Consider the following 13644-nt stretch of genomic DNA (forward strand, 5'->3'; position numbering starts at 1 on the left):
ATGAGCGGATCTCGCCTCAGGCGAATTCCTTCAGCAGCGCGCTGCCGGCGAGATAGACGCCGAGCAGGATCATCGCGACCAGGAACCAGCGGCGGAACGCTTCCGCCGGCATTTTCGCCCGCACCGTCTGGCCGATGAACATGCCGGCAAAGGCCATGGCCATGGCGACGGCGCCCGGCACGGCATTGGCCGGCGTCAGCAATCCGCCGGTAGTCAAGTTGAAGGCGAGCGCCAGCGTTGCGGTGGTGAAGAACACGCCGAGCGCCTGCACCAGCTCGTCCTTCTCCATCCCGATCGCCTGCATGAACGGCATCGAGGGGATCACCTGCACGCCTGTCGAGGCCGAGATCACGCCGGTGATCACGCCGACCACGCCGCCGACCCATTTCTCGTTCTCAGGTGCGACGTGGAACTTGAATTTGCTGAGGCCGATGATGGCGTAGATCACGAGCAGGATGCCGAGCACTACGGTGCCGTAGCGGGCATAGGGGCCGGTCAGCGCGCCGGCATTGAGCCAGCATCCGATCACGGTGCCGATCATCAGCGGCCACAACCGCCTCAGGATGTCGCGCAAATGCGGGCCGACAAAAGTCTGCCAGACGTTGGTGACGATGGCGGGCACGATCACGATCGCAATCGCGCGGCTGGGCGCCATGTTCACCGCGAGCAGGCCCATGGACACGGTCGGCAGGCCCAGCCCGACGACACCCTTGACGAATCCGGCGACCAGGAAGACGGCGGCGACGAGAATGAGAAGCGGGTCGATCATGACCCGCACATTGACCGAAGCCGCGCCTGGGCACAATCTGGAGGTTACGGAGACAGCCTTCGCGGATAGCGAAGGCTAAGTTTGGAGGAAGCAACGGTGCGCTTCGATCTCGTCGATCTCCAGCTCTTCATTGCGGTCGCCGACCAGCGCAGCATCACCCGCGGCGCGGAGCGCTCGCATCTGGCGCTGGCCTCGGCCAGCGCGCGGATCAAGGGGCTCGAGGATGCGCTCGGTGTTGCGCTACTCAAGCGCGGCCGACGCGGCGTCGAGTTGACCGTGGCAGGCGAGAGCCTGCTCGATCATGCGAGGGTCGTGATCCACCAGGTCGAGGCGTTGCAGGGCGATCTCGCCGCTTATGCCAGCGGCGTTCGTGCCAGCGTGCTGTTGCTTGCCAACACGTCGGGTCTGTCGGAGCATCTGCCGCGGGCGCTCGCAACCTTCCTGCGCGGGCATCCCGACATCAACGTCGACGTCGAGGAGCGCGAGAGCGCCGATATCGCCACCGCGATTGCGAGCGGCGCCGCCGATCTCGGCTTTGCCGCGGAGCACGCGCTGCCCGACAGCATCGAACGTTTCTTGTTCAGCGAAGACCGGCTCACCTTGGTGGCTGCCCGCCGGAGCGAGTTCGGCAGCCGCCGCCAGATCGACTTTCAGGAGGTGACGGACTGCGATTTCGTCGGGCTTACGGCCTCGACCGCATTACAGGTTCATATATCGCGACATGCGGCGAAGCTCGGCGCGCGACTGCGCGTCCGTGCCCGCTTGCGCGATTTCGATGCGATCTGTCAGATGGTCGCTGCCGATGTCGGGCTCGCCGTTGTTCCCGAAACTGCGGCGAAGCGTTGCGCGCGATCGATGCCGATCGTAGCGATCCGGATCCGCGATGGCTGGGCCAACCGCAGACTGACAATCTGCGCCCGCAGTTTCAAGGCGTTGCCGCGCCCTGCCAGGCAATTGGTGGATCATCTGCGCGCCGAGGTTCAGAGGTGAGGCAAGTCGTTGAAAAGGCCACCCGGAAGGTGGCCTTTCTGTCTACTTCTGGAGGTCGGCGGCGAAGAACTTGGTCGCCTCGGCCGTCGCTTCCTGATCCGCCTTGGCGTCATATCTGAGCGGCAGGTTGAACTTCTTGCCAAGCTCGGTTGCTTCGGGGTTCGTGAAGGCGTGCACGGCGCCCGGATATTCGATGATCCGATAGTCAACCTTGGCGGCGTCGAAATCCTTCTTGAGTGCAGCGTACTGCTCGCGCTTCACGAAGGGGTCGGCCGCGCCGTTCAGGATCAGGATTTTCGCCCTGACGACCCCTGGCGCTGGCGCAGGCGTATTGAGACCAAGGGTTGCGTGAAAGCCCGCAACCGCGGCGAGGTCGGCGCCGGCACGTGCCATGTTCAAGACCACCTCGCCGCCGAAGCAGTAACCAATCGCGCCGATTCGCTGGGGGTTGACCGAAGCCTGTTTGGCAAGCAGGTCCCGCGCTGCCTTGAAGCGTGTCTCCATCGTCGCAGTGTTCTTCATCACCGAACCCGAGAGCGCGCCAGCGTCCTTCGGGTTGTCGGCGGTCTTGGCATCGCCATACATGTCGGCAATGAAGACCGTGTAGCCCTTCTGCGCGAAGTTCAGTGCCTCGTTGTGGATGTGATTGGTGATGCCCCACCATTCATGCACCATCACGATTCCGGGGCGCTTGGCCTCGCTGGCGTCGTCGTGCACGACGAAGCCCTTCATCGTTGTTTCGCCGTCCGTATAGGTGATCGGCTCCTCTTTGATGGCCGCGTTGGCGCTCGTAACCATTGCGACGGCGCACAATGCGCCCAGTATCGTCGTCCGCATGTTGACCTCCTGCGGTTTGAGGCAATTACATTGCCATGCCGGGCATCGCTGCGCCAGATTGTGAGAGCAGTGCTATGCGAGACAGGCCCGTGGTTCCGTGGCGCAGGTACGTGGGGCGCGGCCTACCCGTTGAGCAGTTTGAGTGCTTCCTCGTGAACTCTGGCGTCGCCGGCCGCGACGATGCGGCCGCCGCCCTGGGCCGGCTTGCCTTCCCAGGTGGTGACGACGCCGCCGGCGCCGGTCACGATCGGGATCAGCGCCGCGATGTCGTAAGGCTTCAACTCGGTCTCGACCACGAGATCGACATGGCCGGCCGCGAGCATGCAGTAGGAATAGCAATCGCCGCCATAGCGCGACAGCCGCGCACCCTGTTCGATTCGGCCGAAAATGGCGCGATCGCGCTCGTTCATCAGCAGCGGAGAGGTGGTGTAGGTCGTCGCCTCCGACAGCGAGGCGCAACGGCGGACCTGAAGCCGGCGCTCGCCGGAGGGGCCTTTATAGTTGGCCGAGCCGTTGTCGCCGGAAAAGCGCTCGCCGATAAAGGGCTGGTGCATCATGCCGTAGACCGGCGTGCCCTTGTGCAGCAGCGCGATCAGCGTGCCCCAGATCGGAAAGCCGCCGATGAAGGACTTTGTGCCGTCGATGGGGTCGAGCACCCAGACATAGTCGGCGTCCTCGCGCTCATTGCCGAATTCCTCGCCGACGATGCCGTGCTGTGGGAAGCTGGCCTTGATCAGCCGCCGCATCACCGCCTCCGCCGCGCGGTCGGCTTCCGTCACCGGATCGAAATCCTTGGTCTTGCTCTTATCGTCGATCGACAGCGAGGTCCGGAAGAAAGGCAGGATGGTTTCGCCGGAGACGGTGGCAAGCCGTCCGATGAAGGCTGAGAAGTCGATCACCGTCACGACGCATCCTCAAAACGAAAGTAGGGTGAAGTTTTTATCTGCCTAGCTCAATTCGCCTCTCGCGTGCAGCGCTGTCTTGATTTGCACCCTGGTATTTTGGATGCGGATACCGTCTGCCTCAGGCGAGCCATATGCTGGCCAAATATCGATCACAGTGTTGAGAACTTAGTTCCTTGAATGCCTCGTTCGTATGCAAATGACTATCAACCCATTGAAATTCCTTATCAAAGAAACTGAATCTGGATTTCGCTGGAAGCAAATGAGCCATGTGTTTTTGCATGGGAAATGGCTCAAAAGCCCTTGCACTTTGTGCGGCGCGGCCGCATATTGTTGCGGTGCGGTAGCGCTTCTCGCGTTACCGCTGCCCTCCTTGGGCGTTTCCTCCCTAGACTTGGGCCGCTTCTTCATCAGAAGCGGCCCTTTTTTCTTGGGGCTCTGTTTTCAGTTTAGCGCGCGTACGCTCGCGAAGCGAAAACGCATTCGCACCTCCCGCCGACAGCACGATCGTTCGAGAAAGAGTCGCGTCTATTCCGCCGCGGCCTGGAACGGGCCGAGATCGCCGAACGGGATCGTGGTCGCCAGCACATCGGCAAGGACGCCGAAGTCGCTCGCCACTTGCGCAAAGCGCGGACCGCGCTCGCGGCGGCGCTCGTCCATGTAGATCGCGCGGTTGAGCTCGAGCTGCACCGCGTGCAGCCCGCTCGCCGGGTTGCCGTAATGCTCGGTGATGAAGCCGCCGGCATAGGGCTTGTTGCGGCCGATCGAATAGCCGAGCCCCGTCAGGGTTTCCTCGACGCGGTCGGGCAGCAGCGGCGTGCAGCTCGTGCCGTAGCGGTCGCCGATCACGATGTCGGGCCGGCGCGGCTCGTCCCTGCTGACGCCGACCGACGGCATCGAATGGCAGTCGACCAGCACCACGGTGCCGAACATCTGGTGCACCTTGTTGATCAGCCGGCGCAGCGCGCGATGATAGGGCTTGTACAGCGTCTCGATCCGCGCCAGCGCGTCGTCGACCAGGATGCGGTCGCGATAGATCTCCTGGCCGTCGCCGACCACGCGCGGAATGGTGCCTAACCCGCCCGCGACCCGCATCGAGCGCGTGTTGGCAAAGCTCGGCAGTCGGCCGGTGAACATGCGGGGGTCGAGCTCATAGGGCTCGCGATTGACGTCGACAAAGGAGCGGGGAAAGTTCACCCGCACGGTCGGAAAGCCGCGATCGCTCAGATGGCCGATCAGCTCGTCCATGAAGGAATCTTCGGATCGCCGAAGTTGCGGCAGGTCGATGCGCGACGCCGCGAGGAATTCGTCCGGGTAAGTCGAGCCGGAGTGGGGCGAGTTGAAGATAACAGGCGCGCGCCACTCGGCGGGCTCCGCGATCTCGAAGGCTGGCGACGCGTCGCCGTCAAACCGGGTCATCTTCTCAGGCTTCGTCCCTTCACGCCGCGCGATCCAGCATGGGTCCAGATCGAGTGATTCGGCCGGTCGAGCGGCTCTTATGTGTCGTCATTGTCCGGAATCGCAACCATTCTGCCAAGCGAAAAGATGTGATCGGCGCTGGAACATGTCTTAACCGTGCGGGCAGGGAGGCGGGGATGTGCAGGCGCGACTCGATTGATTCATGCTGCATTCGGGTTCACAAGGGGTCGCGCCGGTCGGGCCCATGGTAAAGATTTTCACCCGAAATTTACCCTCTGTCGGGCTTAGTGACCTCTGCATATCCTCTGGGGATCGACGTTCCTGCCATGCCAAAAATCCTGCTCGCCGAAGACGACAACGACATGCGCCGTTTCCTGGTCAAGGCGCTGGAAAACGCCGGTTTTCAGGTCTCGTCCCATGACAACGGCATGGCCGCGTATCAGCGGTTGCGGGAAGAGCCGTTCGAGATGCTCCTGACCGACATCGTGATGCCGGAGATGGACGGTATCGAGCTCGCCCGCCGGGCCTCGGAACTCGATCCCGACATCAAGATCATGTTCATCACCGGCTTCGCCGCGGTCGCCCTGAACTCGGATTCGGACGCCCCCAAGAACGCCAAGGTGCTGTCGAAGCCCGTTCACCTGCGCGAATTGGTGAGCGAAGTGAACAAGATGCTGGCCGCCTAAATTGGCCCCCTTCCGTCCTTGCACCGGCTCCCCCGAGCCGTTATAGGGACCCCACCCGACGTAAGTGGACTATTAGGGCACGTAGCTCAGCGGGAGAGCACTACCTTGACATGGTAGGGGTCACAGGTTCGATCCCTGTCGTGCCCACCATCCTTCGCTCGCGATAGCCGAGTGAAGGATGCCGCGCCGAAGCCCATAGGGCGCAGGCGGGCTGCCGCCGTACGGCGAGGCAAGGCACGCTTCACTCATCCCAAGACGAAGCGTGTCCGGCGTAGCTCGAAGAGCGTAGACGGACTGGTGCGTCTTGCTCCTCACCTTGGAACGCGCCCGCACGCCCGGCATTGTTCCGCCATGCCCAAAGCCTCCAACAGGTCCTTCAAGCGCGGCGATCACGTCAGCTGGAATTCCGAGGCCGGCCGCGTGCGCGGGCATATCCTGCGCGTGCACACCAAGGACGTCGACTACAAGGGATACGTCCACCACGCGACGGCGGACGATCCCCAGTACGAGATCAAGAGCGACAAGACCGATCACGTCGCTCTGCACAAGGGCCGGGCGCTACGGCTGCTGCACTCCTGATCTCACGCCGCCGCAAGCCCACCCACTCACGTCAGCGGCAGCAAATGCTCCGGGATCGGCACCGGCGCGGCCGGCACGAGCGACGCGACCGAGACGTGCGGCCAGGTCAGGCCGTTGAAATCCAGCATCACCTTCTGCGAATACTGGATCTGCGTCGTCGCCACCCGGACGCGGCCGCCGGCAAAGCTCTTGTTCGGCACGAACGGAAGCGTGGCGACGAAGCTCGGCACCAGCGGCACCGTGCCGTTCTGCAGCGGCTGGAGGATGATCGGTGGCTCGCCCGACGCGGTGCGCGGCACGTCGATGTCGTAGATGACAGTCTCGATCCAGAACACGGCATCCATCTGAAATGCGTTGGCGTTGGCGCCATTGCCGCCCGGCGGCGGCACCGGCACGCCCTGCAGGAACGCGATGTTCGCGGTGCCGCCGGCGAAGTTCGGCGTCTGCGGATGCGGTCCAGGCGAAGGGACGGCCGGCAACGGTCCGCCTGACAGCGGCGAGCCGGGTTTTGTCGAGGTCTCGATGATGATGGTCTGGCTGATGGTCTGATGCGCGATCTGATGGCGCAGCACCGTGTTCGGATCGGTGATCATGGCCTGGGTGAGCTTGCCGGAGGCGATCAGCGCGGTGAGGTCCTGCGGCAGCCTGCGTGTCGTCTTGTTGGCCGCGGTCTGATTCTGGAACGTGAACTTGTTGGCCGGATTGCCGCCGAAGAACGGCGTGATGTCGACCGGTGCGATGGTCGGCTTGCCGGCGATGGCCGGCAGCGCGCTGCCTTGCGCGGTGATCGTCGTGCCGTGCGGGATCGACGCCATCCGCGCGACGGTGAACGGTTCGTGGGGATTGGTGCTGGGCGGCACCGCGAGCCAGATGCCGGGCTCGAAGTGAATGCCGACCGGCGTCCCCGTGGTCACGTCGTTGATGGTCTGGAGATAGGGCACGCCGTTCAGGAAGGCATCCGCCTGCGGTCCCGAGCCGCGATTGGGGATCGAGCCGAGACTGTTGGAGAACGACATGGTCTCGTCGGTGAGGTTCAGCTCCAGCACGTTGTCGGGCGGGTCGGTGGTGTTGATCGGCCCCGGCATCTGGGTCGGCGTCGTCGCGCTGTCGGGCCGGAAGATCGTGTTGAATCCCTGTCCCGTGAATGTGCCGGTGAAGGCCGACAGCGGCCCAAGCGTCGGCGGCAGGGTGACCGCCACGGCAGCGGGGACGGCAGCGGCGTGTGCGGCGGCCCTGAACACGCTATCGACCTGGTGGATGGAGAAGTTTGCGGTTCTGTTGAAGGCGCTGGTGAGCGGCTTGGGTTCGTCCATGGGGCGGTCCTTTCGATGGCTGTAGGCGCAACTGTCGACGGCAGCGCTCTCCGGGCCGGCGTTCCGAGCTGATGACTGTCTCGTCCTCGTCAGGCCGTGCCGCGCGCGAGCGCACGCACGAGGCGGCCGTCGCATCGCCGGGTTCGGCGAGACGTTCGAATTTTTCGAAACCGATCGCGATCTCTTCAGAGGCCTTCCTGGCCCGTCGTGTGTCGCTGGGATCGTCCGTGCCGCCCAGCGCGAAACGACGCTTCCAAGGGGCGTTCGAGAATGAAATGATCGAGAAAATAGATGCGGGGTCGTACGCCCCGTTCGGCTTGGTTACATCTTGAGAATGATACAACCTGAGGGGTGTTTCAAGTGTGTTCCATTTCACAGGTGAAAGAGTTGCAGCAAGGAGAACGATCGGCGCGAGCGGCTTGCAGCGCGAGCCCGATCAAGCGCACATCGACGTCTCTAAGACGAGCAGGCTGTCCATGAGCATATCGGTCATCGAACAGGCAAAAATCCAGGCGCAGGTCCTGGTGCCGCTGGTCAAGGCGCTGCAGGCCGAGCTCGGCGAGGCGCGTGCGAACGCGCTGGTGCGCAACACGCTTGGTGATCTCTATCGCCGCTACGGCGAGGAGTTTTGGACAGCGAAGAACGAACCCAATCTCGGCCAGGCCGTCGCCTCCGCCTTCAAGACCTACGCGCGCGACGACGCGCTTGCCTATGATGTGATCGAGCAGACGCAGGATGCTTTCGCTTTCGACGTGAAGCGATGCGCCTATGCCGAATTCTACAAGGCGCTGGGTGAGCCTGAGCTCGGCTTCCTCATGGTCTGCACCGCCGATTTTGCGACCGCCGAAGGGTTCGGCCCCGACATCAGGCTCACGCGCACGCAGACCATCATGCAAGGCGCCGATCATTGCGACTTCCGCTATCGGCGCGTCGCGGACGGGTCAAAGGGAGGGGAATGATGCGGACGATTTGTCTTGCCGTGGCGGCTCTAGCGCTGATGGCATCAAGCGCCGGCGCGGCGATCATCGACTGGCAGGCCGAGCTGCAGCGCTGCCGCGCGTTGCGCGAGACCGTGGCCCCGTTGCTTCAGGCCGGCGAGGGCATATCCGCGGTGGGGCGCTCCAATCGATCCGTCCGTCGCTGCATCTGGATCCAGCGCATGGCGGTGCGTAAGAAAATCCCCGGCGCGGAGGTGTGGTAGATACCGTCACCCTTCCGGGTGACGGATTTGCATTTGAGTTTTCGTTGCAGCGGTTCAGTGGACTACTGCGCCAGCGCCAATATCCCGCCGGCGAATGCGTGCCACGCCGCGCTTTCGCTGATTGGCCAGTTCAACACCTTCAGCGTCAGCAGCGCGAGCGTGCCGTAAATGTAGACTGGATGCACGCGACCCTCCGCGCGCCAGTCGCGCACCATGGCGACGACGAGCAGGAGCGAGGCGACCACGGCCGGCGCGATCGTCACCGGCACCGGCGGCGGGCCGGGCGGTCCCGGAGGTGCGAGGAAGGTGATGAACCAGCGCGCGATCGGGGCATCGAGGATCGAGACTGCGGCAAGCAGCATCAGTCGCTTGTGAACTTCCGGCTTGCGCGTGTTCATGATCGCAAGCACAAACACCACCGCAAAGAACGCGATGCCGCTCATCGGCACGATCGAGAAGCCGATGCCGGCCTCGAGCTGCCCGAGCGCCGCCGAATGCTTCATCACATGCACGGAGGCGAGGAAGCCGAAGATCGTCATCGCGGTCGCAAGCGAGACGCCGACGATGCCGAACGAACGGTGATTGACCACGCGGCCGGACGCCGCGAGCCAGGTCTGCATCACGAAATAGAGAGACCAGGTGAAGAACAACAGTCCGTGAAAATGAATCACCGGGCTTGCGGAAAATGTCCGGTGGGCGAGCGGGACGAAATAGGTCGGCGCGAAGCCGAGAAACGCGGTGGCCGCACAAGCCAGCGCCATGTGGAGATAAAAATATCGTGCAGGCGACGCATCACGCGCGCGTACACGACGGTCGTCGATCAAGGTTGTCATCGGAAATGAGTCTGGGCAGGGTGCGTTTGGTTCAAGCACCACTGTCGTCCCGGACAAGCGAAGCGCAGATCCGGGACCCATAACCACAGGATCGTGTTTGGCGAAGATTCGGAGTTGCCCTTTTCGTGCCAAAACCGTGCGCCGTCGTTATGGGTCCCGGCCCCCGGTGCGCAATTGCGCACCTAGGCCGGGACGACATCATCCCCCAGCGCTCAATTCTGCGCGATCGAGCTCCTCTTCGATCCGGTGAAATGCGTCGTCGCCGATTACCTCGGTGGCGCGCAGGCTGAAGATCGATTTGCGCGCGGCTTCGATGGCGCGGCGGCGCAGGGGATCGGCGGGCAATTCGCCGTTGGCGATGCCGCCGTGCGGATCATCGTCGGCCTGCATCAGGATGGCGCGATATTCGAGCCGCAGGATTTCGGCCTCCTCCGACGGATCGTCCTCGATCGCATCGAGCGCGGCGCGATAGGCGATGGCGCGTGCGCGCGCGACCTCGATGCCAACAGGGTCGTCATCCCTGAGGCCGAAAGCGAGGATCAGCGGCCGCAATGTCAGGCCCTGGATGATCAGCGATCCCAGCACCACCGCGAAGGCGATGAAGACGATGAAGTCGCGATAAGGGAAATTCTCCGGCAGCGCGAACGCGGTCGCGAGCGTGACCAGGCCGCGCATGCCGCACCAGGAGACGATGAGGCCGCCCTTGGGCGAAGCGACCTGCTTCGGATCCTTGGGGTGATAGATGCCATGCGCGATCAGCACGCGTAGCGTCGTGCGGTAGAAGGTGATCCAGAGCAGCCGGACCAGGATGACCGTGAGCAGGATCCAGGCTGCGGCGACGCAATATTCCCAGCGCACGTCCTCGTCCAGCTTCGTCCAGATTGGGCGCATCTGCATGCCGATCAGCATGAAGGCGAGTACGTTGAGCACAAACACCGTCGTTTCCCACACCGCATAGGACGGCACGCGCAGCCGCGCCGGGATGCGCGCCGGCGCCGTCTGCGCGATCGTGATGGCATAGACGACGATGGTGAGGATGCCGGAGAGGCCGAGATGCTCGGCGGCGATCCAGACCATGAAGGTGGTGGCGAATTGCAGGATGATCGCGCTCGGCACCTCCCTGACGCGCTCCATGATGGGCGGGATAATGCGCCCCGCAAGAAGGCCGGCCAGCACGCTGCCGACAAGTCCCAGTGCGATCGTCGGCGCGACCTCGCTCCATTTCAGGTGCTCCATGACGACCGCGCCGACGGCGATGCGATAGATCAGCAGCGCACTGGCGTCATTGAGCAGGCTTTCGCCTTCCAGCACCTTCACCATGCGATAAGGCAGCTTGACCTGGCTCAGGATCGCGACCGCGGCTGCCGCGTCCGGCGGCGCCACGATGGCGCCGAGTGCGACCGCGGCGGCCCAGGGCATATCAGGCATCAGCCGATGCGCGACAAAGGCCACGCCGACCGTGGTCAGGCCGACCGCGGCCACGACCAGAGTCGAGACCGGAACCCAGTTGTTGCGGAGATCGCGCAGCGAGGTGTCGAAGGCGGCATCCAGCAGCACCGGTGCGACAAAAAGCGCCAGCGCCAGATCCGGCTCCAGCGCCCAGGTCGGGCTCTCAGGCACGAAAGCGATCAGCGCGCCGCCGATGGCGAGAAAGGTCGGGTAGGGGACCTTGATCCGCCGCGCCAGCGCCGATAATGCAACGGCGCCGAGCAGAAGCGCGATGATCCATTCGAATGTCGACACGACGATCCCCGAACCCGATTTGAGCGGCGCCACAAGCTAGCACCAATCCGGCCGTATGATGGACAGTACGGCCTCAAGGCAAGACTTTCCGATAGCAGCGAGCATGCATTTTCAAAAACTTCTTCATTTGTCCGGAGCCGTGGGGCTCTCTGCGCTTTCGCTCGGCGCCCCTCGGGCCGCGACCGGGGGCGAGCCGGCCGCCGTCGTGCAGGTCGACGTCGCGGCATGCCTGTCCGCAACCGCGGCCGATGACATGGAAAAAGCGGGCCCGGCTTGCGCCGCCGTCGTCGACAACGAGAAGACGGCAAAACCAGATTTGATCAAGGCGCTGATCGCGCGCGGCGCGTTGCTGGCGCGGCATGACCAGATCGACCGGGCCGTCGCCGACGACAGCCGCGCGCTGTTGCTCGATCCCACGCTTGCTGATGTCTTCAATGCGCGCGGTGAGCTCTGGCTGAAGAAGGGCGACAAGCCCAAGGCGGTGCAGGATTTCGGCACGGCGCTCCGGATCGATCCGAACCACGAAAAAGCCAAGGCCAATCACAAGGCGATCGCGCGTGAGCTCGAGCGGATCGGCGCGCAGATGGCGGTCGCCGGCAAGCCCAGCTTCAATTGCACCGGCGCGCGCCGCCCGGTCGAGAAGGCGATCTGCGCAAACCGCGAACTCGCCGACCTCGACCGCGAAGTCTATGCCGCCAATGCGCGCGTGCTGCGCGAGGCGCGCAACGAGGGCGAGGCCAGGACACTCCAGCGCGAGCAGGATGATTTCATCGCGCGTCGCAATGCCGGATTTGGCCGGCCGGGGTATGATTTGAAGGAGGCGATGCAGGATCGGCTGCAAAAGCTGAACGGCGTGGACGGGTACTGAGGACCTCCGCCACCTGAGACGTCGTCATGGCCGGAACAGGCCCGATTTGAACCGATCCCTCGTCCGCCGCGACAATGGTGAAAACCTGATGTCACGGAGCTTTACGCCATGTGCGGCACGCGTTCTTCCGCGCAAATATCCAAAACCTCGCTGCGCGCCTTCCTGCTTGGCGCGGCGATGAGCCTCGTTCTGGTGGCGCCAAGCTCAGCCGCCGCCGATTGCGTGATGGGCAGCAAGGCGGCGCCGGCCGAAATCATCACGGCATGCAGCGCCGTCATCGACCAGGCCTCGAATCCAAGTCCCGATCGCGTCGCCGCGCTGCTGGTTCGGACCGATGCCAATGCGCGGACCTCTGGCGGTCTCACGCAGGCGCTGCGGGATATCGACCGCGCCATCGCGCTCGACGGCAAGAATGCGCGCGCCTGGCGCCTGCGCGGCGACCTGTTGCGCGAGGCGGGCGGTGATCTCAACCGCGCCACGGCCGATCTCAGCAAGGCGATCGAGCTCGATCCGCAGGATGCGGAGGCCTACGAGCTGCGCGGCGTGGCCTATACCAACCAGCGCCGGCTCGACCGGGCGCTTGCCGATTACGACAAGGCGATCAAGCTGAAGCCGGATTATGCGCAGGCCTGGTCCGACCGGGGGGCGACCTATTATCTCAACGGCGACAACGACAAGGCGGTGAGCGATCTCAGCGAGGCCTTGCTGCTCGATCCGAACCGGGCGCGCAGCTACACCAATCGCGGCGCGGCCTACAAGAAGCTCGGCCAGCTCGACAAGTCGATCGCCGACGACAGCGAGGCGATCAGGCTCGATCCGAAAGTGCCGGAATATTACGACAATCGCGGGCTCTCCTATGCCGCGATGAAAGACTACGACAAGGCGATCGCCGATTACGACCAGGCGCTGCGGCTGGCGCCGCGGCCGAATTTCTTCACCAACCGCGGCGATTCCTATCAATTCAAGGGCGAGTTCGGCGCAGCGCTCAGCGACTACAATGACACGCTGAAACTCGATCCGAATTTCGCGAAGACCTACAACAACCGCGCCGTGCTCTATACCAAGATGGGCGACCGCAAGAAGGCGCTGGCCGACTACGAGACGGCGCTGCGGCTCGACCCTGGCAACACGAACGCCGCGGACGGCCGCCGCACCATGATGGCGGAGATCGCGAAGTTTGGCGCCGCGCCACCGCAGCCGTTGGCTGCGAATTCCGGCAACGGCCCGTCATTCGATTGCACGTCAGCGAAGCGCGAAGTGGAGAAAGTGATCTGCGCCGATCCGCAGCTTGGCATGCTCGACCGCCAGCTCGCCGAGGCCTACGAGCGCGCGCTGAAATCGATGAGTCGGCGCTCGGCCGCTGATTTGCGCAAATCCCAGCACGATTTCCTCGCCACCCGCGACGCCAGCTTCCGCCGCCCCGGCTACGATCTGAAGAAGGTCATGCAGGACCGGTTGCAGCGGTTGAATGCGATGGAGGGGTAGGTTCGCCTCTCCGCCGTAA

General features: G+C 63.9%; 14 protein-coding genes and 1 tRNA gene. 8 read left to right on the forward strand and 7 right to left on the reverse strand.

Annotated features, from left to right (window positions below):
• Window positions 1-16 precede the first annotated feature (16 nt).
• Window positions 17-769 carry a sulfite exporter TauE/SafE family protein gene (locus JJC00_RS05400; RefSeq protein ID WP_200471699.1) on the reverse strand — a complete coding sequence of 251 codons (753 nt, stop codon included), beginning with the start codon at window positions 767-769 and terminating at the stop codon, window positions 17-19.
• 96 nt (window positions 770-865) lie between these two features.
• Between JJC00_RS05400 and JJC00_RS05405 the strand changes: the two genes are divergently transcribed.
• Window positions 866-1759, forward strand: coding sequence for a LysR substrate-binding domain-containing protein (locus tag JJC00_RS05405; protein ID WP_200471700.1), 894 nt, complete (start codon window positions 866-868; stop codon window positions 1757-1759).
• Between the two features lie 42 nt (window positions 1760-1801).
• Here the strand turns inward: JJC00_RS05405 and JJC00_RS05410 are convergent, their stop codons facing one another.
• The 3 genes from JJC00_RS05410 to JJC00_RS05420 all read right to left on the reverse strand — a co-directional run bounded on the left by JJC00_RS05410 (window position 1802) and on the right by JJC00_RS05420 (window position 4917).
• Window positions 1802-2596 carry a dienelactone hydrolase family protein gene (locus tag JJC00_RS05410; protein ID WP_246774090.1) on the reverse strand — a complete coding sequence of 265 codons (795 nt, stop codon included), beginning with the start codon at window positions 2594-2596 and terminating at the stop codon, window positions 1802-1804.
• A 122-nt stretch (window positions 2597-2718) separates the two neighbouring features.
• The gene (hisN, locus tag JJC00_RS05415) at window positions 2719-3501 is read right to left on the reverse strand and encodes a histidinol-phosphatase (protein WP_200471701.1); all 783 of its coding nucleotides are present in this window, start codon (window positions 3499-3501) and stop codon (window positions 2719-2721) included.
• A gap of 525 nt (window positions 3502-4026) precedes the next feature.
• A complete protein-coding gene (locus JJC00_RS05420; RefSeq protein ID WP_200471702.1) occupies window positions 4027-4917 on the reverse strand; it encodes an N-formylglutamate amidohydrolase in 891 nt (296 codons plus the stop codon).
• A 326-nt stretch (window positions 4918-5243) separates the two neighbouring features.
• On the opposite strand from JJC00_RS05420, the gene cpdR reads away from it, so the two are divergent.
• The 3 genes from cpdR (at window position 5244) to JJC00_RS05435 (ending at window position 6182) form a co-directional block, all read left to right on the forward strand.
• Window positions 5244-5603, forward strand: a complete 360-nt coding sequence (gene cpdR / locus JJC00_RS05425; RefSeq protein WP_007597092.1) for a cell cycle two-component system response regulator CpdR — start codon at window positions 5244-5246, stop codon at window positions 5601-5603.
• 75 nt (window positions 5604-5678) lie between these two features.
• Window positions 5679-5753, forward strand: a tRNA-Val gene (locus JJC00_RS05430).
• 201 nt (window positions 5754-5954) lie between these two features.
• The gene (locus JJC00_RS05435) at window positions 5955-6182 is read left to right on the forward strand and encodes a DUF2945 domain-containing protein (RefSeq protein WP_200471703.1); all 228 of its coding nucleotides are present in this window, start codon (window positions 5955-5957) and stop codon (window positions 6180-6182) included.
• A 26-nt stretch (window positions 6183-6208) separates the two neighbouring features.
• Here the strand turns inward: JJC00_RS05435 and JJC00_RS05440 are convergent, their stop codons facing one another.
• Complete coding sequence (locus tag JJC00_RS05440) at window positions 6209-7495, reverse strand: heme-binding protein (RefSeq protein WP_200471704.1); 1287 nt, start codon at window positions 7493-7495, stop codon at window positions 6209-6211.
• Window positions 7496-7971: 476 nt separating this feature from the next.
• Between JJC00_RS05440 and JJC00_RS05445 the strand changes: the two genes are divergently transcribed.
• Complete coding sequence (locus tag JJC00_RS05445; protein ID WP_200471705.1) at window positions 7972-8454, forward strand: L-2-amino-thiazoline-4-carboxylic acid hydrolase; 483 nt, start codon at window positions 7972-7974, stop codon at window positions 8452-8454.
• Window positions 8451-8696, forward strand: coding sequence for a hypothetical protein (locus JJC00_RS05450; protein WP_200471706.1), 246 nt, complete (start codon window positions 8451-8453; stop codon window positions 8694-8696). The genes JJC00_RS05445 and JJC00_RS05450 overlap by 4 nt, the downstream gene beginning before the upstream one ends.
• Before the next feature lie 62 nt (window positions 8697-8758).
• Here the strand turns inward: JJC00_RS05450 and JJC00_RS05455 are convergent, their stop codons facing one another.
• Window positions 8759-9529 (reverse strand): hypothetical protein, encoded by a 771-nt coding sequence (locus tag JJC00_RS05455; protein ID WP_200471707.1) that lies wholly within the window; start codon window positions 9527-9529, stop codon window positions 8759-8761.
• A gap of 198 nt (window positions 9530-9727) precedes the next feature.
• Complete coding sequence (locus tag JJC00_RS05460; RefSeq protein WP_200471708.1) at window positions 9728-11305, reverse strand: cation:proton antiporter; 1578 nt, start codon at window positions 11303-11305, stop codon at window positions 9728-9730.
• 70 nt (window positions 11306-11375) lie between these two features.
• Here JJC00_RS05460 and JJC00_RS05465 point away from each other — a divergent pair, with 70 nt between their 5' ends.
• Window positions 11376-12140: a tetratricopeptide repeat protein gene (locus JJC00_RS05465; RefSeq protein WP_200471709.1), complete on the forward strand. Its 765-nt coding sequence runs from the start codon at window positions 11376-11378 to the stop codon at window positions 12138-12140.
• A gap of 108 nt (window positions 12141-12248) precedes the next feature.
• On the forward strand, window positions 12249-13625 hold the full coding sequence (locus JJC00_RS05470; RefSeq protein ID WP_200471710.1) for a tetratricopeptide repeat protein: 1377 nt from the start codon (window positions 12249-12251) through the stop codon (window positions 13623-13625).
• Window positions 13626-13644: the final 19 nt, after the last annotated feature.

Origin of the sequence: Bradyrhizobium diazoefficiens (genome assembly GCF_016616885.1) — a bacterium.
Lineage (GTDB): Bacteria > Pseudomonadota > Alphaproteobacteria > Rhizobiales > Xanthobacteraceae > Bradyrhizobium > Bradyrhizobium diazoefficiens_F.